This is a genomic window from Shinella yambaruensis (genome assembly GCF_022899355.1).
GTDB lineage: Bacteria > Pseudomonadota > Alphaproteobacteria > Rhizobiales > Rhizobiaceae > Shinella > Shinella yambaruensis.
On sequence record NZ_JALJCK010000009.1, the window covers coordinates 194,784 to 217,658 of the forward strand.

At 66.1% G+C, this 22,875-nt stretch carries 24 protein-coding genes; 20 read left to right on the plus strand and 4 right to left on the minus strand.

The window, feature by feature from the left end:
- Nucleotides 1-4 precede the first annotated feature (4 nt).
- The 3 genes from MUU56_RS21435 to hemC form a co-directional block, all read right to left on the minus strand.
- Nucleotides 5-1,294: a COG4223 family protein gene (locus MUU56_RS21435; RefSeq protein ID WP_244769307.1), complete on the minus strand. Its 1,290-nt coding sequence runs from the start codon at nucleotides 1,292-1,294 to the stop codon at nucleotides 5-7.
- 98 nt (nucleotides 1,295-1,392) lie between these two features.
- Nucleotides 1,393-2,118, minus strand: coding sequence for a uroporphyrinogen-III synthase (locus tag MUU56_RS21440; protein WP_244769308.1), 726 nt, complete (start codon nucleotides 2,116-2,118; stop codon nucleotides 1,393-1,395).
- A gap of 5 nt (nucleotides 2,119-2,123) precedes the next feature.
- Entirely contained in the window at nucleotides 2,124-3,053 is a 930-nt protein-coding gene (gene hemC / locus MUU56_RS21445) for a hydroxymethylbilane synthase (protein ID WP_244769309.1), read from the minus strand.
- A 75-nt stretch (nucleotides 3,054-3,128) separates the two neighbouring features.
- Here hemC and tsaD point away from each other — a divergent pair, with 75 nt between their 5' ends.
- Genes tsaD through MUU56_RS21470 form a run of 5 tightly spaced genes read left to right on the plus strand, consistent with a single transcriptional unit; the run spans nucleotide 3,129 to nucleotide 6,673 of the window.
- A complete protein-coding gene (tsaD, locus tag MUU56_RS21450) occupies nucleotides 3,129-4,223 on the plus strand; it encodes a tRNA (adenosine(37)-N6)-threonylcarbamoyltransferase complex transferase subunit TsaD (RefSeq protein ID WP_244769310.1) in 1,095 nt (364 codons plus the stop codon).
- The gene (locus MUU56_RS21455) at nucleotides 4,220-5,206 is read left to right on the plus strand and encodes an NAD(P)H-dependent glycerol-3-phosphate dehydrogenase (protein ID WP_244769311.1); all 987 of its coding nucleotides are present in this window, start codon (nucleotides 4,220-4,222) and stop codon (nucleotides 5,204-5,206) included. The genes tsaD and MUU56_RS21455 overlap by 4 nt, the downstream gene beginning before the upstream one ends.
- A gap of 18 nt (nucleotides 5,207-5,224) precedes the next feature.
- Nucleotides 5,225-5,518, plus strand: a complete 294-nt coding sequence (locus tag MUU56_RS21460) for a YciI-like protein (RefSeq protein ID WP_244769312.1) — start codon at nucleotides 5,225-5,227, stop codon at nucleotides 5,516-5,518.
- Nucleotides 5,519-5,523: 5 nt separating this feature from the next.
- Nucleotides 5,524-5,955: an EVE domain-containing protein gene (locus MUU56_RS21465; RefSeq protein ID WP_244769313.1), complete on the plus strand. Its 432-nt coding sequence runs from the start codon at nucleotides 5,524-5,526 to the stop codon at nucleotides 5,953-5,955.
- A gap of 55 nt (nucleotides 5,956-6,010) precedes the next feature.
- Nucleotides 6,011-6,673 carry a class I SAM-dependent methyltransferase gene (locus MUU56_RS21470; RefSeq protein WP_244769314.1) on the plus strand — a complete coding sequence of 221 codons (663 nt, stop codon included), beginning with the start codon at nucleotides 6,011-6,013 and terminating at the stop codon, nucleotides 6,671-6,673.
- Between the two features lie 15 nt (nucleotides 6,674-6,688).
- Here MUU56_RS21470 and MUU56_RS21475 read toward each other — a convergent pair whose 3' ends face one another.
- Nucleotides 6,689-7,153 (minus strand): hypothetical protein, encoded by a 465-nt coding sequence (locus tag MUU56_RS21475; RefSeq protein WP_244769315.1) that lies wholly within the window; start codon nucleotides 7,151-7,153, stop codon nucleotides 6,689-6,691.
- A gap of 300 nt (nucleotides 7,154-7,453) precedes the next feature.
- Between MUU56_RS21475 and sdhC the strand changes: the two genes are divergently transcribed.
- From sdhC to MUU56_RS21550, 15 genes are all read left to right on the plus strand, one after another.
- Nucleotides 7,454-7,846 carry a succinate dehydrogenase, cytochrome b556 subunit gene (sdhC, locus tag MUU56_RS21480; RefSeq protein ID WP_244769316.1) on the plus strand — a complete coding sequence of 131 codons (393 nt, stop codon included), beginning with the start codon at nucleotides 7,454-7,456 and terminating at the stop codon, nucleotides 7,844-7,846.
- 10 nt (nucleotides 7,847-7,856) lie between these two features.
- Complete coding sequence (sdhD, locus tag MUU56_RS21485; protein ID WP_244769317.1) at nucleotides 7,857-8,237, plus strand: succinate dehydrogenase, hydrophobic membrane anchor protein; 381 nt, start codon at nucleotides 7,857-7,859, stop codon at nucleotides 8,235-8,237.
- A gap of 6 nt (nucleotides 8,238-8,243) precedes the next feature.
- Entirely contained in the window at nucleotides 8,244-10,085 is a 1,842-nt protein-coding gene (gene sdhA / locus MUU56_RS21490) for a succinate dehydrogenase flavoprotein subunit (RefSeq protein ID WP_244769318.1), read from the plus strand.
- An 18-nt stretch (nucleotides 10,086-10,103) separates the two neighbouring features.
- Nucleotides 10,104-10,883, plus strand: coding sequence for a succinate dehydrogenase iron-sulfur subunit (locus MUU56_RS21495; RefSeq protein ID WP_244769319.1), 780 nt, complete (start codon nucleotides 10,104-10,106; stop codon nucleotides 10,881-10,883).
- A gap of 143 nt (nucleotides 10,884-11,026) precedes the next feature.
- Nucleotides 11,027-11,560: a protease inhibitor Inh/omp19 family protein gene (locus MUU56_RS21500; protein WP_244769320.1), complete on the plus strand. Its 534-nt coding sequence runs from the start codon at nucleotides 11,027-11,029 to the stop codon at nucleotides 11,558-11,560.
- 38 nt (nucleotides 11,561-11,598) lie between these two features.
- Complete coding sequence (zapE, locus tag MUU56_RS21505; RefSeq protein ID WP_244769321.1) at nucleotides 11,599-12,792, plus strand: cell division protein ZapE; 1,194 nt, start codon at nucleotides 11,599-11,601, stop codon at nucleotides 12,790-12,792.
- Between the two features lie 166 nt (nucleotides 12,793-12,958).
- Nucleotides 12,959-13,921: a malate dehydrogenase gene (gene mdh / locus MUU56_RS21510; protein WP_244769322.1), complete on the plus strand. Its 963-nt coding sequence runs from the start codon at nucleotides 12,959-12,961 to the stop codon at nucleotides 13,919-13,921.
- A gap of 27 nt (nucleotides 13,922-13,948) precedes the next feature.
- Nucleotides 13,949-15,142 (plus strand): ADP-forming succinate--CoA ligase subunit beta, encoded by a 1,194-nt coding sequence (gene sucC / locus MUU56_RS21515; RefSeq protein WP_244769323.1) that lies wholly within the window; start codon nucleotides 13,949-13,951, stop codon nucleotides 15,140-15,142.
- A 17-nt stretch (nucleotides 15,143-15,159) separates the two neighbouring features.
- Nucleotides 15,160-16,062: a succinate--CoA ligase subunit alpha gene (gene sucD, locus MUU56_RS21520; RefSeq protein WP_244769324.1), complete on the plus strand. Its 903-nt coding sequence runs from the start codon at nucleotides 15,160-15,162 to the stop codon at nucleotides 16,060-16,062.
- Between the two features lie 134 nt (nucleotides 16,063-16,196).
- Nucleotides 16,197-19,193 (plus strand): 2-oxoglutarate dehydrogenase E1 component, encoded by a 2,997-nt coding sequence (locus MUU56_RS21525; protein ID WP_244769325.1) that lies wholly within the window; start codon nucleotides 16,197-16,199, stop codon nucleotides 19,191-19,193.
- Nucleotides 19,194-19,292: 99 nt separating this feature from the next.
- A complete protein-coding gene (gene odhB / locus MUU56_RS21530; protein WP_244769326.1) occupies nucleotides 19,293-20,531 on the plus strand; it encodes a 2-oxoglutarate dehydrogenase complex dihydrolipoyllysine-residue succinyltransferase in 1,239 nt (412 codons plus the stop codon).
- Nucleotides 20,532-20,543: 12 nt separating this feature from the next.
- Nucleotides 20,544-20,975, plus strand: coding sequence for an MAPEG family protein (locus MUU56_RS21535; protein ID WP_244769327.1), 432 nt, complete (start codon nucleotides 20,544-20,546; stop codon nucleotides 20,973-20,975).
- Entirely contained in the window at nucleotides 20,972-21,616 is a 645-nt protein-coding gene (locus MUU56_RS21540; protein ID WP_244769328.1) for a LysE family translocator, read from the plus strand. Before MUU56_RS21535 ends, MUU56_RS21540 begins: the two co-directional genes overlap by 4 nt.
- Nucleotides 21,617-21,619: 3 nt before the next feature.
- Nucleotides 21,620-22,108, plus strand: coding sequence for a hypothetical protein (locus MUU56_RS21545; protein WP_244769329.1), 489 nt, complete (start codon nucleotides 21,620-21,622; stop codon nucleotides 22,106-22,108).
- Complete coding sequence (locus tag MUU56_RS21550) at nucleotides 22,105-22,857, plus strand: SDR family oxidoreductase (RefSeq protein ID WP_244769330.1); 753 nt, start codon at nucleotides 22,105-22,107, stop codon at nucleotides 22,855-22,857. The genes MUU56_RS21545 and MUU56_RS21550 overlap by 4 nt, the downstream gene beginning before the upstream one ends.
- Nucleotides 22,858-22,875: the final 18 nt, after the last annotated feature.

Below are 22,875 nucleotides of genomic sequence, written 5' to 3' on the forward strand. Positions count from 1 at the left end.
CTCCTCAGCCCTGGTTGCCGGCGGTGCCGGTCGTGGTGCCGCCGGTCGTGCCGCTCAAGGCGCCGGAAACGACGGCGCCGATCAGGTCTTCCACGCTGACACGTTCGTCGAGCTTGCGCTTGTAGTCCGCCGCCGCGGCCTGGCCTTTCTCCGGCAGGGTCTGCCATTCGATCTGCGCGCCCTTGAAATCGCCGTTCTGCAGCTTGTTCTCGATGCGCGCGACCACCGCTTCCGGCGTATCGCCCTCGATGCTGCCGACAGGGCGCACGCGGATCGCCGAGGCGGCGCTCGCCATCAGGCGGTTGAAGATGCCCTGGTCGCCCTCCGGCTGGTGCACGGCGTCGAGAATGGCGTCGGCCGTCGCCTGGAAATCGCGCACGAGATCGGAGCGCGACGGCACGCCGACGGCGGCGTGTTCCCGCAGGCCCGGGAGGGAAGGATCCTCCGGCGAAATGCTGGCAAAGGCTTCCAGTTCGGCGAGATAGGGGCCGCCGCGGTCGATCGCCGTCTTCAGCGCGCTGGCGGCCACAGCCCGCGCCATTTCGATGTCGCTGCGCGGCTCGTCGAGCTTCTGCTCGGCGGCGACGATGCGCTCGGTGAGCTGGCTTTCCGTCGTGCTCACCGCCTCGGTGGTGCGCGCGATGGCCTCGCGCAGCGCCGCAAGTTCCGTGGTCAGCCGCGCCACGTCGCCTTCGAGCTTGCTGACGGCTTCCGGGTCCGCAGCGGTGGCGCCCGCGCTTTCGCCTGCCGATTTTTCCAGCGCGGCGATCCGCGTCTCGATCGGCTGGAGGTCGACCGGGCTTGCGGCCGGGGTTTCGGCCAAGGTCTCGGAAAGCCGCGTCTTCAACGCCTCCACCTCGTTCGTCAGGGTGGAAACGGCGTCGGATTCGCCCGCGCGGTCAGGCCCCAGCGTCGGCAGGTAGCCGCCATATTGCAGGCTTCCGGCGCCCAGGAGCGCGATCAGGCCGCCAAGGATGCCGGCCGCCAGCGTACCGGCATTGCTGCGTTGCGGTGCCGGCGGTGTCGCGGCGCGCGCCGGTTCCTCATAGGTCGTGCGTGCGGGCTCGACCGGCTCGGCCTTTTCCTCGGCGGGCTCGGCGGCGGTTTCGCCTGCCGCAGGTTCCGCCGTCACGGTTTCGGAGGCTTCCGAGGCCTGGCTTTCCGGCGTTTCGGCTTTTGCCGCTTCCTCGGCCGCCAGCGCCTCGTCGCTGACGGAGGCGGGGGTCGCCTCCAGGTCGATCGTCACGGGTTCTTCACCGGTCTTCTTGCGACGGGACGGGGTTTCCGGTTCCATGGCGACCTCCTCGCATTCATGTGCATTGCACTAAACCTAGACAGCGAAGCCAGCGAGGGAAAGACCCTTGCGGCAAATTCATCCGCCGTAGCCTGCCCCTAGAGCAGGTCCAGCAGGCTTTCCTCGTTGGGGGCGGAGGCGACGACGGTGGATGCGGCAAAGCGCTGCGGCACCGCCTTCGCGACATTCGCGCTCATGCAGAGCATCAGCGTCGACAGGAAGCGCTCGGGAATCTCCACGAGCGGGGAAAGCTTGAAGAAGGCCCGCGCGCTCTCGCCGGAATAGAACAGCACCGCATCCGGCACCGGCTTGAGAAGCGCGGTCTCCGTCTCCGTGCGCCGGGGGACGACGGGCACCATGCGGTAGGCTTCCACGGTGCGCAGCGGAATGCCGGCTTCGGTGAGGCGCATTTCGAAGCCGCGGGCGCGCGGCACGCCGGCGAGATAGAGGATCGGTTCGGCCGGCATGCCGAAATCCCGGCAATGCGCGACGATCATGTCGGCGAGGTCCTTGCCGTTGCCGCCCGGGGTGAGCACGGTGCGGAAGCCTGCCGCACTGGCGGCGTTCGCCGAGGCCTGTCCGACCGAGAAGACCGTGGTCAGGAGGTGGCGGTCGAGCGTATCGCCAAGATGGCCGAAGAGACGCGCCACCTCCGCACTGGTGATGGCGATGGCCGAATGCCGCTCCGCGAGCGCCGCCTTCACCGCGTCAAGATCGTGCTGGGGCCTCGACAGCGGCAGGCGGGCGGTCTCGTGGCCCAGCGCCGCGAGCTTGCGGGCGGTGCGGGCCGCCGTCTGTTCCGGGCGAAGGATGAGGACACGCACGCGGTTCAGCCCCAGCTTTCGAAGAAGCCCGCTCCCGCCTTCTCGCGGATCGCCTGTCCCGCCGCCTCGCCGAGCCGGCCGGCCTCGCCTGCCGGGCCGCTCGCCTCGATCTCGTGGTACAGGCTCCCGTCCGGCGTCAGGATCATGCCGTGGAACTGGAGATGCTCGCCCTCGACCGTCGCATAGCCGGCGATCGGCGTGCGACAGGAGCCGTCGAGCGTGGCAAGGAAGCCGCGCTCGCAGGTGACCGCCGCGCGCGTCACCCGGTCGTCGATGGCGGCGAGCAGGTCTTGCGTCCCCTTGTCGCCGACGCGGCTCTCGATACAGATCGCGCCCTGCGCCGGGGCGGGCGGGAAGGAGACGGGATCGAGGATTTCCGTCGGCACGTCGAGCTTGCCGAGGCGCTTCAGGCCGGCATAGGCGAGCAGCGTCGCATCCGCCTGGCCCTCGGCGAGCTTGCCAAGGCGGGTATCGACCTGGCCGCGGAAGACGATGACATTGAGATCGGGCCGAAGACGCCGGATGAGTGCCTGGCGACGGAGCGAGGCGGAGCCCACGGTCGCGCCCTGCGGCAGGTCGAGGAGGCGGGCGACGCTGCGGCCGATGAACGCGTCGCGCACGTCCTCGCGCGGCAGGAAGGCGGAGAGGTGCAGACCTTCCGGCAGCTTCGTCGGCATGTCCTTGGAGGAGTGCACGGCGAAATCGAGCTCGCCGGAGGAAAGCTGCGCCTCGATCTCCTCGGTGAACAGGCCCTTGCCGCCGATCAGCGCCAGCGAGCGGTCGGTTATGCGGTCGCCCTTGGTCGAGAGCACGACGATCTCGAACATGTCTTCCGGCAGGCCATGCGCCGCCATCAGGCGCGAACGGGTCTCGTAGGCCTGGGCGAGCGCCAGCGGGCTGCCCCGCGTGCCGATCCTGAAAGGTTTTGTTTGCATCCGCCTTGATCCGTTGTTACCGGGATGTCTCGTAACCGGGTTTCCGGCCCATCGCAATCAATTCCCAAGTGCTACATGTCGTCCCATCTGACCATCCTGGGCATCGAAACGAGCTGCGACGAGACCGCCGCGGCCGTGGTCGCGCGCGATGCGGAGGGCAGGGGCGAGATCCTCGGCGAGGTGGTGCTGAGCCAGCTCGAAGAGCACAGCGCCTATGGCGGCGTGGTGCCGGAGATCGCCGCACGCGCCCATGTGGAAGCGCTCGACAGCCTGATTTCCGAGGCGCTGCTGCGGGCCGGGCGCTCACTTGACGATGTCGATGCCATTGCCGCGACGAGCGGGCCGGGGCTGATCGGCGGGCTTATCGTCGGGCTGATGACCGGCAAGGCGATCGCCCGGGCGACGGGCAAGCCGCTCTATGCCGTCAACCATCTGGAAGGCCATGCGCTGACGGCGCGGCTGACGGACGGGCTCTCCTTTCCCTATCTCATGCTGCTCGTCTCCGGCGGCCATACCCAGCTCGTCCTGGTGCGCGGCGTCGATGACTACGAGCGCTGGGGCACGACGATCGACGACGCGCTTGGCGAAGCCTTCGACAAGACGGCCAAGCTGCTCGGCCTGCCCTATCCCGGCGGCCCGGCGGTGGAACGCATGGCGAAGACGGGCAACCCCGAGCGGTTCACCTTCCCGCGGCCGCTCGTCGGCGAGGCGCGGCTCGATTTCTCCTTTTCCGGCCTCAAGACGGCGGTGCGGCAGGCCGCGCAGTCGATCGAGCCGGTGACGGAGCAGGACATCGCCGATATCTGTGCCTCCTTCCAGCGCGCCGTCTCGCGCACGCTGAAGGATCGCATCGGCCGCGGCCTCGAACGGTTCCGCACGCTTTTTCCGGATGTCGAGACGCCGGCGCTGGTCGTTGCCGGCGGGGTGGCGGCCAATGCGGAGCTGCGCGCGACCCTGCAGACGCTGTGCGACAAGCAGAAATTCCGCTTCATCGCCCCGCCGCTGGCGCTGTGCACCGACAATGCATCCATGATCGCCTGGGCGGGGCTGGAGCGCATGGCGGCCGGCTTTGCGCCAGATGACCTTGCCGTCGCGCCGCGCTCGCGCTGGCCGCTCGACCGCGAGGCGGCGACGATCCTGGGATCCGGCAAGCGGGGAGCCAAGGCATGAGCACCACTCCGAGGATCGCCGTCATCGGCGCGGGTGCCTTCGGCACGGCGCTGGCGAGCGTGGCCGCGGCAAGCGGCGGCGATGTCACGCTGATCGGCCGCGATGCGGCGGCCGTCGACCTGATGCGCGCCTCGCGGCGCAACGAAAAGGCGCTTCCCGGCATCGACCTGCCGCCGACCCTTTCCTTCAGCGCCGATGCGGAAGCGATCCGCGGCGCCGGCATCGTTCTGTTCGCCATGCCCTCGCAGGCCCAGCGCGCGGCGGCACGCTCCCTTGCGCCCCTGCTGGCGCCGGGCACGGCCGTGGTGATCTGCGCCAAGGGCATGGAAAAGGGCACCGGACGGCTGCTGACGGAGGTTCTGGAAGAAGAGCTTCCGGGCCGCGAGATCGCGGTACTCTCCGGCCCCGGCTTTGCCGCCGACATCGCGAAGGGCCTGCCGACGGCGATGGTGATCGCCGCGCGCACGGCCGAGACCGGCGCCTGGCTGGCGCAGGCCCTTTCCGGGCCAACCTTCCGGCTCTATCCCTCGACCGACCGCATCGGCGTGCAGCTCGGCGGCGCGCTGAAGAACGTGCTGGCGATCGCCTGCGGCATCATCGAGGGGGCCGAGCTTGGCGATTCGGCACGGGCGGCGCTGATTTCGCGCGGGCTTGCGGAACTGTCGCGCTTCGTCGCGGCCCATGGCGGGGAGGGCACCACGGTCACGGGGCTCTCCGGCCTCGGCGACCTCGTTCTGACGGGAACGAGCCACCAGTCGCGCAACCTGCGTTTCGGCATCGCGCTCGGCCGCCATGGCGATGCCGCCGGCTGGTCGGGCGATCTGGTGGAGGGCGCCTTCGCCGCCTCGGTCGCTTCCAGCGTCGCGGCTGAAATGGGCATCGACATGCCGATCACCGATGCGGTTGCCCGCATCATCGATGGCAGCCTCGACGTGAAGACCGCCATCGGGCAGCTGATGACGCGCCCGATCACCCAGGAATGACAACGGAAGGATCGTTTCATGCATTTCGCATTTCTCTGCCAGGACAAGCCCGGCGCGCTGCAGGTGCGCCTCGATACGCGCCCGGACCACCTCGCCTACCTGAACGGCCTCAATGCCGACGGCAAGCTCGCCTTCGCCGGCCCCTTCCTCGGCGATGACGGCAAGCCGACCGGCAGCCTCGTCGTGGTCAAGGCCGAGACGATCGAGGAGGCACACCAGATCGCGGAGAACGATCCCTATGCCAAGGCCGGCCTCTTCGCTTCTGTCGAGGTGAAGGCCTGGAACTGGGTCTTCAACAATCCGGAGGCCTGATCCGCATGGCACACTGGCTCTACAAGTCCGAACCCTTCAAGTTCTCCTGGGAGAAGCTGAAGTCGAAAGGGGCGGCCGGCGAGGAATGGGACGGCGTGCGCAACTACCAGGCGCGCAACAACATGCGGGCCATGAAGATCGGCGACAAGGGTTTCTTCTACCACTCCAACGAGGGTCTGGAGATCGTCGGCATCACCGAGGTCTGCGGGCTGTCGCATCCCGATTCGACGGCCGGCGAGGACCCGCGCTGGGATTGCGTCGACATCCGCGCCGTGTGCGACATGCCGAGGGCCGTCTCGTTGAAGGACGTCAAGGCCAATCCGAAGCTCGCTAACATGTCGCTCGTCACCTCCATGCGCCTTTCGGTGCAGCCGGTGACCGAGGAAGAGTGGATCGAGGTCTGCCGCATGGGTGGTCTCGACAAGCCGCCGCGCTGATGGTTCGGCGCCGTATCGCGTGCTCGGGAAACCGGTGCCGTGGAGCGATGCTCCGGTGAAGACGGATCCCGAGGTCTTCATCCGCGCCAATACGGGCGTGCTCTCTCCGCCGCATGTGCCGGAGGTGACGTTGCATCTTGCCACCGAGGCGCATGACCTCTGGCTGAAGACCGAGGAGGAGCTGGAGGAGATCGGCCTGCCGCCGCCCTTCTGGGCCTTCGCCTGGGCGGGCGGGCAGGGGCTCGCCCGCCATGTGCTGGATCATCCGGCACTGGTGGCCGGAAAGTCGGTGCTGGATTTTGCCAGCGGTTCCGGCCTTGTCGGCATCGCGGCGCGGCTTTCAGGCGCTGCGGCGGTGCTTGCGGCGGATATCGATCCCTGGAGCAAGACCGCGATCCGCCTGAACGCCACCCTGAACGGCGTCGACCTTGCCCATACGGCCGAAAACATGGTCGGCCGGGACGAGGGCTGGGATGTCGTGCTGGCCGGCGACGTCTTCTATGACCGCGGCTTTGCGGACGTGCTCATTCCCTGGTTTTCCGCCCTTGCCGCACGGGGTGCCCTGGTGCTCGTCGGCGATCCCGGCCGGGCCTATTGCCCGCGCGAGCGCATGGAGGCGCTCGCCACCTACACGGTGCCGGTGACGCGGGCGCTGGAGGACAGCGAGGTCAAGAAGACGACGGTCTGGCGCTTCGGCGCGAGCCCGGCAAAAGCGTGAGGCTTTTCCCCGTTATCAAAAGCCGGGGCGGATGACGCAGACGCCAGCTTCCCACGAGCATCCGTCCTGGCCCGGCGTCACCACGATGACCTTCGGCCCGCGGTTTTCGACGAAGGGGGCATCGATCAGGTCGTCGTAATGGCGATCCCGGTCGATATGGAAGTAGATGCCGTTGCCCGGGTCGCGATAGGCCGAGAGGGCGCCGCCGTAGAAATTGCGGTCCTTGCGCCAATGGCGATCGCGATGCCGCTCCACCCGGCGGTCGTCGCGGTAGCGCTCGCGCGGGCGCCAGTCGCGGTGCTCGCGCCGCTCGATGCTGCGGCCGATGAAGCTGCCGTTCGACCAGTCCGCGTCGGAATTGTCCGACCAGCCGATATCGGGGCTACGGTCACGGGCCGCGGCGGCCGTCATGCCGCCGGCTGCGAGGGCGACCGCAAGCGCTAGAACTTTGGTCGCATGGGACGCTGAAAACAGAGTCATTCTGTCCTGCCTTCCGGATTACGCTTAACAGATCCTTAACGGCAAGATGGGGCAGCGGCCGGCAAAAGTCACGGATTTGGTTATGAATTTTCCCGTTATCGTTAATTGGCGGACCGCGTCCCGGGATGGCACAAATGCGTCAGGTCGCTTAATCGATTAAATTCATTTTGCACTGCAATGAGGCTTGTGGTTCCGCTTTCCGGTGATTAAACGTCGCAATCACTGCATTGTGCACAACATACTGCAATTCCGGAGAAAATTTGTCCAGTTTATGGCTCTCCGGGGTTCCGTGAGGTTCAGATGGCGAATGTCACTCGAAGCCGGCCGCTCTCGCCGCATCTCCAGGTCTACAAGCCGATCCCGACGATGGTCATGTCCATCGTGCATCGCATAACCGGTGCCGCCCTTTACTTCGGCACGGTGCTCGTTGCCTGGTGGCTGATCGCCGCCGCCTCGGGCGAGGCCTATTTCGACTGGGTCAACTGGTTCTTCGGCACGCTGGTCGGCCGCCTCGTGCTCTTCGGCTATACTTGGGCGCTGATGCAACACATGCTGGGCGGCCTTCGCCACTTCATGTGGGACATGGGCCACGGCTACGAGAAGCATTTCGCCACCAGGCTCGCCCTTCTGACCCCGGTCGTCTCCGCCGCCCTGACGGTGCTGATCTGGATCGTCGGCTATCTGGCCCGCTGAGGAGAATTTCATGGATATGCGCACCCCCCTCGGCAAGGTTCGCGGCCTCGGCTCGGCAAAGGACGGCACGGAGCATTTCTGGCGCCAGCGCCTGACGGCCGTCGCCAACGTTCCGCTTCTCCTGTTCTTCGTCGGCTTCCTGATCTGCTATAACGGCGCTTCCCATGCGGAGGTGACGGCGGCGCTGTCGCACCCGATCGTCGCCGTCCTCATGGGCCTCGTCGTCGTCTCCGGCCTCATCCACATGAAGCTCGGCATGCAGGTCATCATCGAGGACTACGTGCATGCGGAAGGCGTGAAGATCGCGCTCCTCATGCTCAATACCTTCTTCGCGATCCTGGTCGGCGGACTCTGTCTTTTCGCCGTCCTCAAAATCGCTTTCGCAGGATAATCCATCATGGCAGCGATCTCCTCCCCGGCGGCCAACGGCAAGGCCTATAATTACGTGGACCATTCCTTCGACGTGATCGTCGTCGGCGCCGGCGGCGCGGGCCTGCGCGCCACGCTCGGCATGGCCGAGCAGGGCCTCAAGACGGCCTGCATCACCAAGGTCTTCCCGACGCGTTCGCACACCGTCGCCGCCCAGGGCGGCATCGCGGCCTCGCTCAGGAACATGACGCCGGACAGCTGGCAGTGGCACCTTTACGACACCGTCAAGGGTTCCGACTGGCTCGGCGACGTCGACGCCATGCAGTATCTCACCATGGAAGCGCCGAAGGCGGTCTATGAGCTGGAGCACTACGGCGTGCCCTTCTCGCGCAACGAAGAGGGCAAGATCTACCAGCGCCCGTTCGGCGGCCACATGCAGAACTATGGCGAGGGCCCGCCGGTGCAGCGCACCTGCGCGGCCGCCGACCGTACCGGCCATGCCATCCTGCACACGCTCTACGGCCAGTCGCTGCGCAACAATGCTGAATTCTTCATCGAATATTTCGCGCTCGACCTGATCATGTCGGCCGACGGCCGCTGCACCGGCGTCGTTGCCTGGAACCTCGACGACGGCACGATCCATCGCTTCGCGGCCAAGATGGTGGTGCTGGCGACCGGTGGTTACGGCCGCGCCTATTTCTCGGCCACCTCGGCCCACACCTGCACGGGCGACGGCGGCGGCATGATCGCCCGCGCCGGCCTGCCGCTGCAGGACATGGAGTTCGTGCAGTTCCACCCGACCGGCATCTACGGCGCCGGCTGCCTCATCACCGAGGGCGCCCGCGGCGAGGGCGGCTATCTTGTCAACTCGGAAGGCGAGCGCTTCATGGAGCGTTATGCGCCGTCGGCGAAGGACCTCGCTTCGCGCGACGTCGTCTCGCGCTGCATGACGATGGAAATCCGCGAAGGCCGCGGCGTCGGCAAGAACAAGGACCACATCTTCCTGCATCTCGACCACCTCGATCCGGCGGTTCTGCACGAGCGCCTGCCGGGCATTTCCGAGAGCGCGAAGATCTTCGCCGGCGTCGACGTGACGCGCGAGCCGATCCCGGTCCTGCCCACCGTCCACTACAATATGGGCGGCATTCCCACGAATTACTGGGGCGAGGTGCTGAACGCCGACGGCCAGAACCCGGAGCGCATCGCGCCCGGCCTGATGGCGGTGGGCGAAGCGGGCTGCGCCTCGGTGCACGGCGCCAACCGCCTCGGCTCCAACTCGCTGATCGACCTCGTGGTCTTCGGCCGTGCCGCCGCGATCCGCGCCGGCCAGGTGATCGACCGCAACGAGGCGGTGCCGGCGCTCGACATTGCCGCCTGCGACCGGATCATGGATCGCTTCGATCGCCTGCGGAACGCCAATGGCGGCACGCCGACCGCCGTGCTGCGCGACAAGATGCAGCGCACCATGCAGGAAGACGCCGCCGTGTTCCGCACCCAGGAATCGCTGGAAAGCGGCTGCAAGCGCATGACCGCGATCTGGAAGGAAATGCCGGACATCAAGGTCACCGACCGTTCGATGATCTGGAACTCCGACCTCGTCGAGACGCTGGAGCTGGAGAACCTGATGGCGAACGCCATCACCACCGTCTACGGCGCCGAGGCCCGCAAGGAGAGCCGCGGCTCGCATGCCCGCGAGGACTATGCGACCGGCCCGCTTGGCGGCCGCGACGACGTCAACTGGCGCAAGCACACGCTCGCCTGGGTGAACGAGGCGGGCGACGTGACGCTCGACTATCGCCCTGTTCATACCGACCTTATCGCGGACGGGATCGATCCCAAGAAGATCGAGCCCAAGGCCCGCGTCTACTGATCCCGAGGAGAACAGGACATGGTTGAACTCGCTCTCCCGAAAAACTCGCAGCTGACCGAGGGCAAGGTCTGGCCGAAGCCGGCCGGCGCCACCAACACCCGCGAGTTCCGCATCTACCGCTGGAACCCCGATGACGGCAAGAACCCGTCGGTCGACACGTTCTACATCGACGTCGACGACTGCGGCCCGATGGTGCTCGACGCGCTGCTCTACATCAAGAACAAGATCGACCCGACGCTGACGCTGCGCCGCTCGTGCCGCGAGGGCATCTGCGGCTCCTGCGCCATGAATATCGACGGCACCAACACGCTCGCCTGCACCAAGGGCATGGACGAGATCAAGGGTGCGGTGAAGGTCTATCCGCTGCCGCATATGCCGGTCGTCAAGGACCTCGTTCCCGACCTCACGAACTTCTACGCCCAGCACCGCTCGATCGAGCCTTGGCTGAAGACCGTGTCGCCGACGCCGGCGAAGGAGTGGAAGCAGAGCCATGAGGATCGCCTCAAGCTGGACGGCCTCTACGAGTGCATCCTGTGCGCCTGCTGCTCGACCTCCTGTCCGAGCTATTGGTGGAACGGCGACCGCTATCTCGGCCCGGCGGTCCTGCTCCAGGCCTATCGCTGGCTGATCGACAGCCGTGACGAGGCCACCGGCGAGCGTCTCGACAACCTGGAAGACCCCTTCCGTCTCTACCGCTGCCATACGATCATGAACTGCGCCCAGGCCTGCCCGAAGGGCCTCAACCCGGCCAAGGCGATCGGCGAAATCAAGAAGATGCTGGTCGAGCGCCGGCTCTGACCCATATGATGGACATTCACGAAACGTGAGGAGGCGGCCCGACTATTCGGGCCGTTTCGTCTTGATTCGTGCGGGCGATTCACGTTAATTCGGCGGGAATTGCTGCACGGCAGCAGTATCGGGCAGATATCGGGAGTAACGACATGCGGATTCACCATGTGGCAGGCGGGCTGATGATGGCGCTTGCTCTGGCCGGTTGCCAGCGAACCTCGATGGACAGCGTCAATACGCAGCAGAACATCACGCCGCTGGAGGCCCAGCCGATCGGCACCGTCTCCTCCAGCCAGTTGCCCGACCCCACGACCGACACCTCGCAGTTCCCGGAAAAGCCGGCGACCGACACGGCGATGGCGACGACGGGCACCGGAACGGGCGATACGGCAGCGGCAACGGCGCTCGACGTCACCAAGGAATCCATGGTCGGCAACTGGCGGGTGGCGAGCGGCCCGTCCTCCTGCGACATGTTCCTGACGCTCACCAATCTCGGCAGCGGCTCGCGCGGCGGCACGCGCGGTTGCGCGGGCGAACTGACGACGATGGGCTCCTGGGAGGTCGCCGGCAAGCAGGTCGTGCTGAAGGACCGCAACGGCAACGCCATCGCCCGGCTTTACAAGACGGCCGATGCCCGTTTCGACGGCTCGACCAATTCCGGCCAGCCCGTCAGCCTTTCACGCTGATCCCGTCCCTTCGACACCGACACGGATAAAAGCCGCCCATGGGCAAGGATTGGGACAGCGGGTCGACCCATCCGGATCACGGCGTTTCGGATAGGCTGCAGGCCCTTGTCGCGAGCGGCGAGCTGAAGCCGGATCCGGCGCAGAGGGCCATGGCCGCGCGCTTCGACCGGCTGCTGCTTGACCTTCACGCCCAGCGTCCGGCGCGCAAGTCGAGCGCGCTCGGCTGGCTCTTCGCCTCCCGCAAGCCCGCGACGGTCAGCGCCCCCAAGGGGCTCTACATCCATGGCGGCGTCGGGCGTGGCAAGACCATGCTGATGGACATGTTCTTCGAGCTGGCGCGGGTCAAGCGCAAGCGGCGGGCGCATTTCCATGAATTCATGGCCGATGTGCACGAGCGCATCCACAAGCACCGCCAGAAGCTGAAGGCCGGCGAGACGAAGCAGGCCGATCCCGTGCCGCCGGTGGCGGAAAGCCTCGTCGAGGAGGCGCGCCTCCTCTGCTTCGACGAGTTTTCCGTGACGGATATCGCCGATGCGATGATCCTGTCGCGTCTCTTCGGAGAGCTTTTCCAGCGCGGCTGCATCCTTGTCGCGACGTCCAATGTCGAGCCGGACAACCTCTACAGGGACGGCCTCAACCGCAGCCTCTTCCTGCCCTTCGTCGATCTCCTGAAGCGCCATGTCGAGATCGTGCCGCTCGATTCCCTGACCGATTATCGCATGGAGAAGGACAGCGGCCTGCCGGTGTTCCGCCATCCGCTCGGGGTCGAAGCCGACATGGCGATGGACGCGGCCTGGCGGCGCGAGACCGCAGGCAGGCCGGTGGCGGCCGAGACGATTGCCTTCCGGGGCCGCAGCATCCCCGTGCCGCGGGCGACGGGGCGCGTTGCGCGCTTCTCCTTCTCCGACCTTTGCGAGAAGCCGCTGGGCGCGGCCGACTATCTCGAAATCCTCGCGCACTACGACACGCTCTTCGTCGATCACATTCCCCTGCTCGGCGCGGAGAAGCGCAACGAGACGAAACGCTTCATCAATCTCGTCGACACGATCTACGATCATCGCGCGCGGCTCTTCGCCTCCGCGGCGGCGGCGCCGGAAAGCCTGCTTGTCACCCGCAAGGGCACGGAAGGTTTCGAGTTCGACCGCACGGTCTCACGCCTCATCGAGATCCGCAGCACGGAATATCTTGCCGATCACAAGGCCCGCTACGAAGAAGATGTGACGAAAGCGTGACGTAAATTCTTACGTTTACGTAAGATATTTTGTATCTAACCGATTGAAAAACTTCGATCCGAAAGTATGTGTTGAATTTTTAAGCGTACAAGCGTAAGCCCTTGCGCCGAAAGGTCCTGCAATTGCGACATTGAGGGCCTGTTGATCGGAGCAAGAGGAAGCTTTCATGGCCCGCAAGAAGATCGCACTTATTGGTTCTGGAATGATCGGTGGCACGCTGGCGCATCTGGCCGGCCTGAAGGAACTGGGCGACATCGTCCTCTTCGACATTGCCGACGGCATTCCGCAGGGCAAGGGCCTCGATATCGCCCAGTCCTCGCCGGTCGAGGGCTTCAACGCCTCGCTGACGGGCGCCAGCGATTACGCCGCCATCGAAGGCGCGGACGTGTGCATCGTCACCGCCGGCGTTGCCCGCAAGCCCGGCATGAGCCGCGACGATCTTCTCGGCATCAACCTCAAGGTCATGGAACAGGTCGGCGCCGGCATCAAGAAATATGCCCCGAACGCCTTTGTCATCTGCATCACCAACCCGCTGGACGCGATGGTCTGGGCGCTGCAGAAGTTCTCGGGCCTGCCGAAGAACATGGTCGTCGGCATGGCCGGCGTGCTGGACTCGGCCCGCTTCCGCCTCTTCCTCTCCGAAGAATTCAAGGTCTCCGTCCAGGACGTCACCGCCTTCGTTCTCGGCGGCCACGGCGACACGATGGTGCCGCTTGCCCGCTACTCCACGGTCGCCGGCATCCCGCTGACCGACCTCGTCAAGATGGGCTGGGTCACCAAGGAGCGCCTGGAAGAAATCATCCAGCGCACCCGTGACGGCGGCGCCGAGATCGTCGGCCTGCTCAAGACCGGCTCGGCCTACTACGCCCCGGCCGCTTCGGCGATCGAGATGGCCGAATCTTACCTGAAGGACAAGAAGCGTGTCCTGCCCTGCGCGGCCTATCTTTCCGGCCAGTACGGCGTGAAGGACATGTATGTCGGCGTACCCACCGTCATCGGCGCCGGCGGCGTCGAGCGTATCGTCGAGATCGACCTCAACAAGGCCGAGCAGGAAGCCTTCGACAAGTCCGTCGGCGCCGTCGCCGGCCTTTGCGAAGCCTGCATCAACATCGCGCCTTCGCTGAAGTAATCCCGGTATCCAGACAGGATTTTCCCCATGAACATTCATGAATATCAGGCCAAGGCTCTGCTCAAGAGCTTTGGCGCTCCGGTCGCCGAAGGCGTCGCGATCTTCTCCGCCGACGAGGCGGAGGCGGCTGCGAAGTCGCTTCCCGGCCCGCTCTACGTGGTCAAGAGCCAGATCCATGCCGGCGGCCGCGGCAAGGGCAAGTTCAAGGAACTCGGTCCCGATGCCAAGGGCGGCGTCCGCCTCGCCTTCTCGGTGGAGGAAGCCAAGGCCCATGCCAAGGAAATGCTCGGCAACACGCTCGTCACCGCGCAGACCGGCGAGGCCGGCAAGCAGGTGAACCGCCTCTATATCGAGGACGGCGCCGACATCGACCGCGAACTCTATCTCTCGCTGCTCGTCGACCGTTCCGTCGGCCAGGTCGCCTTCGTCGTCTCGACGGAAGGCGGCATGGATATCGAGGCCGTCGCCCATGACACGCCGGAGAAGATCGTCACCGTCGCGATCAACCCGGAAACCGGCGTCACCGCCGACAACCTGGCGACGCTGACCGCGGCCCTGAAGCTCGAAGGCGAAGCCAAGGCCGACGCCGAAAAGCTCTTCCCGATCCTCTACAAGGCCTTCGTCGAGAAGGACATGAGCCTGCTCGAGATCAACCCGCTGATCGTCATGAAGAACGGCCGCATGCGCGTTCTCGACGCCAAGGTCTCGTTCGACGGCAACGCGCTGTTCCGCCATGACGACATCCGGGCGCTGCGCGACGAGACCGAGGAGGACGCCAAGGAGATCGAGGCTTCCAAGTGGGACCTCGCCTATGTGGCGCTCGACGGCAATATCGGCTGCATGGTCAACGGCGCAGGCCTTGCCATGGCGACGATGGACATCATCAAGCTCTACGGCAAGGAGCCGGCGAACTTCTGCGACGTCGGCGGCGGCGCCGGCAAGGAGAAGGTCGCGGCAGCCTTCAAGATCATCACGGCCGACCCGAAGGTCGAGGGTATCCTCGTCAACATCTTCGGTGGCATCATGAAGTGCGACGTCATCGCCGAAGGCGTGGTCGCAGCCGTGCAGGAAGTCGGCCTCAAGGTTCCGCTGGTCGTTCGTCTCGAAGGCACGAATGTCGAGCTTGGCAAGAAGATCCTGAACGAATCCGGCCTGGCGATCACCGCCGCCGACGATCTGGACGACGCCGCCAAGAAGATCGTTGCCGCGGTCAACGGCTAACTGAAGGACCTGACCTCATGTCGATTCTCGTCAACAAGAACACCAAGGTCCTCGTTCAGGGCCTGACCGGCAAGACCGGCACCTTCCACACCGAGCAGGCGCTCGCCTACTACGGCACGCAGATGGTCGGCGGCATCCACCCGAAGAAGGGCGGCGAAACCTGGACCGGCTCGAAGGGCGAAAGCCTGCCGATCTTCGCCTCCGTCGCCGAGGGCAAGGAAAAGACCGGCGCCGACGCCTCCGTGATCTACGTTCCGCCGGCAGGCGCCGCGGACGCGATCATCGAGGCGATCGACGCGGAAATCCCGTTCATCACCTGCATCACCGAGGGCATCCCGGTTGCCGACATGGTGCGCGTCAAGGCCCGTCTCGACCGTTCCTCCTCGCGCCTGCTCGGCCCGAACTGCCCGGGCATCCTGACGCCGGAAGAGTGCAAGATCGGCATCATGCCGGGCTCGATCTTCCGCAAGGGTTCGGTCGGCATCGTCTCGCGCTCCGGCACGCTGACCTATGAAGCCGTGTTCCAGACCTCCAACGAAGGCCTCGGCCAGACCACGGCCGTCGGCATCGGCGGCGACCCGGTCAAGGGCACCGAATTCATCGACGTGCTCGAGATGTTCCTGGCTGACGACGCCACGACCTCGATCATCATGATCGGCGAAATCGGCGGCTCGGCCGAGGAAGATGCGGCGCAGTTCCTCATCGACGAGGCCAAGAAGGGCCGCAAGAAGCCGATGGCCGGCTTCATCGCGGGCCGCACCGCGCCGAAGGGCCGCACCATGGGCCATGCCGGCGCCGTCGTTTCCGGCGGCAAGGGCGATGCGGAATCCAAGATCGCGGCGATGGAGGCGGCGGGCATCCGCGTTTCGCCTTCGCCGGCTCGTCTCGGCAAGACGCTGGTCGAAGTCCTCAAGGGCTGAGAAACGAAAATGGGGTGGGCCGGCTGAAAATGCCGGCCGATCCGTCTCTTCCCGGCGTCATGCCGGGCGGCAAGCCGGGGGAAGCCCGGTCAACACGATCGTTCGGGAGGCGGGCGCGGCGCCCGCGAAACACCATGGCACGACAAGACGCCAACGAACAATTCCTGGCCACGTCCTTCCTCGACGGGGCGAACGCAGCCTATATCGAGCAGCTCTACGCGAAGTACGAGGCCGATCCCGCCTCGCTCGGCGAGGAATGGCGGGCCTTCTTCAAGGCTCTCGAAGACCAGCCCTCCGACATCGTGAAGGCCGCGAAGGGCGCCTCGTGGAAGCGCGCGAACTGGCCGATTGCCGCCAATGGCGAGCTCGTTTCGGCGCTCGACGGCAACTGGGGCGTGGTCGAGAAGGTGCTGGAGAAGAAGGTGCAGGCGAAGGCCGAGGCCGTCGCCGCCCAGACCGGCACGCCCGTCAACCAGGCCGACGTCAACCAGGCGACGCGCGATAGCGTGCGCGCCATCATGATGATCCGCGCCTACCGCGCGCGCGGCCACCTGCACGCCAAGCTCGACCCGCTCGGCCTTGCCGTTCCCGTCGAGGATTATAACGAGCTCTCGCCCTCGAACTACGGTTTCGAGGAGAAGGATCTCGACCGCAAGATCTTCATCGACAACGTGCTCGGCCTCGAATATGCGAGCGTGCGCGAAATGGTCGAGATCCTGGAGCGCACCTATTGTTCGACGATCGGTGTCGAGTTCATGCATATCTCCAACCCGGAAGAGAAGGGCTGGATCCAGGAGCGCATCGAAGGCCCGGACAAGGGCGTGGACTTCACGCCCGAGGGCAAGAAGGCGATCCTGCAGAAGCTGATCGAGGCGGAAGGCTTCGAGCAGTTCATCGACGTCAAGTACAAGGGCACGAAGCGCTTCGGCCTCGACGGCGGCGAATCCCTCATCCCGGCGCTGGAGCAGATCATCAAGCGCGGCGGCCAGCTTGGCCTGAAGGAAATCGTGCTCGGCATGGCCCACCGCGGCCGCCTCAACGTGCTCACCAACGTGATGGCAAAGCCCCACCGCGCCGTCTTCCACGAATTCAAGGGCGGCTCCTACGCGCCGGACGACGTGGAAGGCTCGGGCGACGTGAAGTACCACCTCGGCGCCTCCTCGGACCGCGAGTTCGACGGCAACAAGGTGCACCTGTCGCTGACCGCCAACCCCTCGCACCTTGAGATCGTCAACCCGGTCGTCATGGGCAAGGCCCGCGCCAAGCAGGACCAGATGGCGACGGTCTTCGAGGGCGACATCATCCCGCTGCGCGAGCGCGTCAAGGTCATGCCGCTGCTCTTGCATGGCGATGCGGCCTTCGCGGGCCAGGGCGTCGTTGCCGAAATCCTCGGCCTTTCGGGCCTGCGCGGCCACCGCGTCGCCGGCACGGTGCATGTCATCATCAACAACCAGATCGGCTTCACCACCAACCCGGCCTTCTCGCGCTCCTCGCCCTATCCGTCGGACGTGGCGAAGATGATCGAGGCGCCGATCTTCCATGTGAACGGCGACGATCCGGAAGCGGTGACCTACGCGGCCAAGGTCGCGACCGAATTCCGCATGAAGTTCCACAAGCCGGTCGTTCTCGACATCTTCTGCTACCGCCGCTTCGGCCACAACGAAGGCGACGAGCCGGCGTTCACGCAGCCGAAGATGTACAAGGCGATCCGCGCCCACAAGACCGTGGTCAACCTCTACGGTGCGCGCCTTATTGCCGAGGGCGTGATCAGCGAGGGCGAGTTCGAGAAGATGAAGGCCGACTGGCGCGCCAATCTCGAGACGGAATTCGAGATCGGCCAGTCCTACAAGCCGAACAAGGCCGACTGGCTGGACGGCGTCTGGTCGGGCCTGCGCTCGGCCGACAACCAGGACGAACAGCGCCGCGGCAAGACGTCCGTGCCGATGAAGCAGCTCAAGGAGGTCGGCCGCAAGATCGCGACGATCCCGGAAGGCTTCAAGGCCCACAAGACCATCCAGCGGTTCATGGACAACCGCATGCAGATGGTCGAGACGGGCGAGGGCATCGACTGGGCGATGGCGGAAGCGCTCGCCTTCGGCACGCTCTGCGTCGAGGGCACGAAGATCCGCCTTTCCGGCCAGGATTGCGAACGCGGCACCTTCTCGCAGCGCCACTCGGTGCTCTACGACCAGGAGACCGAGGATCGCTACATCCCGCTCGCCAACCTCTCGCCGACCCAGGCGCGCTACGAGGTCATCAACTCGATGCTCTCGGAAGAAGCGGTGCTCGGTTTCGAATACGGCTATTCGCTGGCCCGTCCGAACGCGCTGACCCTCTGGGAAGCCCAGTTCGGCGACTTCGCCAACGGCGCGCAGGTCGTCTTCGACCAGTTCATCTCGTCGGGCGAGCGCAAGTGGCTGCGCATGTCCGGCCTCGTCTGCCTCCTGCCGCACGGCTATGAGGGCCAGGGTCCGGAGCACTCCTCCGCCCGCCTCGAGCGCTGGCTGCAGATGTGCGCCGAGGACAACATGCAGGTCGCCAATGTCACGACGCCGGCGAACTACTTCCACATCCTGCGCCGCCAGGTGAAGCGCGACTTCCGCAAGCCGCTGATCATGATGACGCCGAAGTCCCTGCTGCGCCACAAGCGCGCCGTCTCCTCGCTTTCGGAAATGGCGGGCGAAAGCTCGTTCCACCGCCTGCTCTGGGACGATGCCGAGGTCATCAAGGACGGCTCGATCAAGCTGCAGAAGGACGCCAAGATCCGTCGCGTCGTGATGTGCTCGGGCAAGGTCTACTACGACCTTCTCGAAGAGCGCGAGAAACGCGGCATCGACGACGTCTACCTCCTGCGCCTGGAACAGCTCTATCCGTTCCCGGCCAAGGCGCTGATCAACGAATTGTCGCGCTTCCGCAATGCCGAGATGGTCTGGTGCCAGGAAGAGCCCAAGAACATGGGCGCCTGGGCCTTCATCGACCCCTATCTCGAATGGGTGCTCGCCCATATCGACGCCAAGTACCAGCGTGTGCGCTATACCGGCCGTCCGGCCGCCGCCTCGCCGGCGACGGGCCTGATGTCGAAGCACCTTGCGCAGCTCGCCGCCTTCCTCGAGGACGCGCTGGGCGGTTGATCCGCCCGGCAGTTTTTCGCGCAATTCCGGACGGAAAACCGCTTTTCCTGGAATTGCTTCAGTAACCGCGACAAAGATATAACGAACGGAACTCAACTCATGGCTACCGAAATCCGCGTCCCGACTCTGGGCGAATCCGTCAGCGAAGCGACCGTCGGCACCTGGTTCAAGAAGGTCGGCGACGTCATCAAGGCCGACGAGCCGCTCTGTGAGCTCGAAACCGACAAGGTGACGATCGAAGTGCCGGCGCCGGCCGCCGGCGTGCTGTCGGAAATCACCGCCGCTGCCGGCGACACGGTCGCCCCGGGCGGCCTGCTCGGCCAGATCTCCGAAGGCGCATCCGCCGGTGCCGCGGCGCCGGCCGCCGCCGAAAAGGTGGAGAAGGCCGCTGCTGCCGCGCCCGCCGCCGAGGCCAAGCCCGCTGCCGGTGTCTCGGCCATGCCGGCCGCCCCGGCCGCAGCCAAGATGCTCGCCGAAAACAACCTCTCGGCCGATCAGGTCGACGGGTCCGGCAAGCGCGGCCAGGTGCTGAAGGGCGACGTCATCGCCGCCGTCGCCAAGGGCATCACGGCCTCCACGGCCGCTGCCGCCGAGCCGGCCAAGGTCGTCGCCCGCGCGCCGTCCTCCGAGGCCGATGCGCCGCGCGAAGAGCGCGTGAAGATGACGCGCCTGCGCCAGACGATCGCCAAGCGCCTGAAGGACGCCCAGAACACCGCAGCCATGCTGACCACCTACAACGAGGTGGACATGTCGGCCGTGATGGACCTGCGCAACCGCTACAAGGACCTCTTCGAGAAGAAGCACGGCGTCAAGCTCGGTTTCATGGGCTTCTTCACCAAGGCCGTCACCCACGCGCTGAAGGAGCTGCCGGCGGTCAACGCCGAGATCGACGGCACGGACATCATCTACAAGAACTACTGCCATATCGGCGTTGCCGTCGGCACGGACAAGGGCCTCGTCGTCCCGGTCGTGCGCGATGCCGACCAGATGGGCATTGCCGCGATCGAGAAGGAAATCGGCCGCCTCGGCAAGGCTGCCCGGGACGGCGAACTCTCCATGGCCGACATGCAGGGCGGCACCTTCACCATCTCGAACGGCGGCGTCTACGGTTCGCTGATGTCCTCGCCGATCCTCAACGCCCCGCAGTCCGGCATCCTCGGCATGCACAAGATCCAGGAGCGTCCGGTCGTCGTCGGTGGCCAGATCGTCATCCGCCCGATGATGTATCTCGCGCTCTCCTACGACCACCGCATCGTCGACGGCAAGGAAGCCGTGACCTTCCTCGTGCGCGTCAAGGACAGCCTGGAAGATCCGGAACGCCTCGTTCTCGATCTTTGAGCGGAGACCCCCATGGAGGCGTTAGCGTCAGCGTCTTCGCCCATGCTCGTGCTTCTGGCATTGAGCGTGGCGCTGCTCGTCTTCCATATCGGGCTCCAGGGCATGCTCTCGACACGGGAGCTTGGCTCCGCCTGGAATGCCGGCCCGCGCGATGAGCCGCGGCAGCCGGTCGGCCTGGTCGCCGGACGCGCCGCGCGCGCGTCGGCGAATTTCCGGGAGACCTATCCGGCCTTCGTCGCGCTCGCCCTGGCGCTTGCCATCGCGGGCGACCCGGCGGGCTGGGGGCTTGCCGGCGCATGGTTGTGGTTCGTCGCCCGGCTCGTCTATCTTCCGCTCTATCTTGCAGGCGTACCCTATATCCGCTCGCTCGTCTGGACCGTCGCTTTGGTGGGGCTCGCGGTCATGGCGGGCGCGATCATCCTCCAGGAGGCAGGCATTCCATGAGCAACTATCTCCTCGAACTCGCCTCGCTGATGGCGATCTTCGCCTTCGCCATCGTCTCGCCCGGCGCGGATCTCGCCATGGTGATGCGCCAGTCGATCGTGCATGGGCGGCGTGCGGCGATCGTCACGTCCTTCGGCATCGGCACGTCGCTGATGTTCCACGTCGCCTACACGATCCTCGGCCTCGGCCTCCTCATTTCCCAGTCGATCTACCTTTTCAACATCGTGAAGTGGTGCGGCGTCGCCTATCTCGTCTACATCGGCATCAAGGCGCTCAGGGCCGGCAAGGCCGACCTTTCCGTCGAGACGGTGAAGGGCGGCGAAGACGGCAAGGGCGGGCAATCGGCATTGCGCGCCTTCGGCCTCGGCTTCCTCGCCAATGCGCTGAACCCCAAGCCGGTCTTCTTCTTCCTGTCGATTTTCTCCACGGTCGTCAGCGCCCACACGCCGATCGCCATCAAGTTCGGCTACGGCCTCGTCATGGCCACCTGCCTCATCGCCTGGTTCGTCGGCGTCTCGCTCTTCATGACGACGCCGAAGATGCGTGCGGCCTTCGCGCGCATGAGCCAGTGGATCGACCGGGCGAGCGGCCTCGTCTTCATCGCCCTCGGCATCAAGCTCGCCACGGAAAAGGCCCACTGAGCGATGCGCGCCGTCCTCGTCCTTGCCGGATTTCTTGCCGCAACCGCCGCCTCGGCGGCGGAGTGCCGGCAGGACCGCGCGCTCTATGCGGATCGCGACGGGGCCTATGAGCTCACCTTCGAGCCTGTCGGTTCCGACGCGGCCGCGACGAGCCATCATTTCAAGCTGAAGATCCTGGCGAGCGGCGTGGTGCTCGACGGTGTCGTCATGCCGGGCGAGCCCGCCCGCTCGAACGGCATGGTCATGCACGATTGCCCGGAAGGGGACGTGACCGGCGAGGAGATCGCCGCCTGCACCGTCTGGGAGGGCGTGATCTACGCGCTCGACGGCGCCGGTGATGCCGGCCTCCTGCCGGAGGAGGGGGCTGCGGCGGCCGAAACCCTGCTTCTTTCCGGCTTCGGGCCGTCGGTGCGCTATTCGACGCTGTGGGACGACGGCAAGGCGACCGTGGCGCCCTGGGACGTCTTCAGGCGGAAAGAATGCGCGCCATGACGGAGGCTCCCGTTCTTCTCGTCACCGGCGGCAGCCGCGGCATCGGCGCCAGCGTCTGCCGCATGGCGGGCGCCGCCGGCTGGCAGGTCGCGGTGAACTATGCCGCCAATCGCGACGCGGCCGAGGCCGTTGTCGGCGACATCAGGGCGCTTGGCGGCTCGGCGATCCCGGTCGGCGGCGATGTCGGGACGGAACTCGGCCTTGCCTCCATCTTCTCCGCCATCGACGGTACGTTCGGCCGGCTCGACGGGCTCGTCAACAATGCGGGCATCATCGCGCTGCCGCAGCGCGTCGACGAGATGTCCGCCGAGCGGCTGGAGCGCATGTTCGCCGTCAACGTGATGGGCTCGATCCGCTGCGCGCAGGAGGCTGTCCGCCGCATGTCGACGCGCCACGGCGGCAAGGGCGGCTCCATCGTCAACATCTCGTCGGTCGCCGCTCTCCTCGGTGCGGCCGGGCAATATGTCGACTATGCCGCCAGCAAGGGCGCCATCGAGAGTTTCACCGTCGGCCTCGCGCGCGAGGTCGCCGCGGAGGGCGTGCGCGTCAATCTCGTGCGCCCCGGCATCATCGATACCGACATCCACGCTTCCGGCGGCCTGCCGGACCGGGCGCGCGACATGGCGTCGCTCATCCCGATGCAGCGGCCGGGCACGGCCGATGAAGTCGCCCATTCCATTCTCTATCTTCTCTCCGATGCGGCGTCCTATGTGACGGGTGCCGCCCTCAACGTCAGCGGCGGGCGCTAGCCCCCCCGCGCAGGAAGG

Excerpts from the sequence above, each read along its gene's own strand:
- MUU56_RS21455 (WP_244769311.1), top strand. The coding sequence starts at position 4,220 with ATGAGCACCACTCCGAGGATCGCCGTCATCGGCGCGGGTGCCTTCGGC.
- MUU56_RS21465 (WP_244769313.1), top strand. The coding sequence starts at position 5,524 with ATGGCACACTGGCTCTACAAGTCCGAACCCTTCAAGTTCTCCTGGGAG.
- sdhC (WP_244769316.1), top strand. The coding sequence starts at position 7,454 with ATGGCGAATGTCACTCGAAGCCGGCCGCTCTCGCCGCATCTCCAGGTC.
- MUU56_RS21475 (WP_244769315.1), bottom strand. The coding sequence starts at position 7,153 with ATGACTCTGTTTTCAGCGTCCCATGCGACCAAAGTTCTAGCGCTTGCG.
- MUU56_RS21540 (WP_244769328.1), top strand. The coding sequence starts at position 20,972 with ATGAGCAACTATCTCCTCGAACTCGCCTCGCTGATGGCGATCTTCGCC.
- sdhD (WP_244769317.1), top strand. The coding sequence starts at position 7,857 with ATGGATATGCGCACCCCCCTCGGCAAGGTTCGCGGCCTCGGCTCGGCA.
- MUU56_RS21435 (WP_244769307.1), bottom strand. The coding sequence starts at position 1,294 with ATGGAACCGGAAACCCCGTCCCGTCGCAAGAAGACCGGTGAAGAACCC.
- tsaD (WP_244769310.1), top strand. The coding sequence starts at position 3,129 with ATGTCGTCCCATCTGACCATCCTGGGCATCGAAACGAGCTGCGACGAG.
- MUU56_RS21525 (WP_244769325.1), top strand. The coding sequence starts at position 16,197 with ATGGCACGACAAGACGCCAACGAACAATTCCTGGCCACGTCCTTCCTC.
- hemC (WP_244769309.1), bottom strand. The coding sequence starts at position 3,053 with ATGCAAACAAAACCTTTCAGGATCGGCACGCGGGGCAGCCCGCTGGCG.
- sdhA (WP_244769318.1), top strand. The coding sequence starts at position 8,244 with ATGGCAGCGATCTCCTCCCCGGCGGCCAACGGCAAGGCCTATAATTAC.
- MUU56_RS21500 (WP_244769320.1), top strand. The coding sequence starts at position 11,027 with ATGCGGATTCACCATGTGGCAGGCGGGCTGATGATGGCGCTTGCTCTG.
- odhB (WP_244769326.1), top strand. The coding sequence starts at position 19,293 with ATGGCTACCGAAATCCGCGTCCCGACTCTGGGCGAATCCGTCAGCGAA.
- MUU56_RS21535 (WP_244769327.1), top strand. The coding sequence starts at position 20,544 with ATGGAGGCGTTAGCGTCAGCGTCTTCGCCCATGCTCGTGCTTCTGGCA.
- MUU56_RS21550 (WP_244769330.1), top strand. The coding sequence starts at position 22,105 with ATGACGGAGGCTCCCGTTCTTCTCGTCACCGGCGGCAGCCGCGGCATC.
- MUU56_RS21460 (WP_244769312.1), top strand. The coding sequence starts at position 5,225 with ATGCATTTCGCATTTCTCTGCCAGGACAAGCCCGGCGCGCTGCAGGTG.
- sucD (WP_244769324.1), top strand. The coding sequence starts at position 15,160 with ATGTCGATTCTCGTCAACAAGAACACCAAGGTCCTCGTTCAGGGCCTG.
- MUU56_RS21495 (WP_244769319.1), top strand. The coding sequence starts at position 10,104 with ATGGTTGAACTCGCTCTCCCGAAAAACTCGCAGCTGACCGAGGGCAAG.
- MUU56_RS21545 (WP_244769329.1), top strand. The coding sequence starts at position 21,620 with ATGCGCGCCGTCCTCGTCCTTGCCGGATTTCTTGCCGCAACCGCCGCC.
- sucC (WP_244769323.1), top strand. The coding sequence starts at position 13,949 with ATGAACATTCATGAATATCAGGCCAAGGCTCTGCTCAAGAGCTTTGGC.
- zapE (WP_244769321.1), top strand. The coding sequence starts at position 11,599 with ATGGGCAAGGATTGGGACAGCGGGTCGACCCATCCGGATCACGGCGTT.
- mdh (WP_244769322.1), top strand. The coding sequence starts at position 12,959 with ATGGCCCGCAAGAAGATCGCACTTATTGGTTCTGGAATGATCGGTGGC.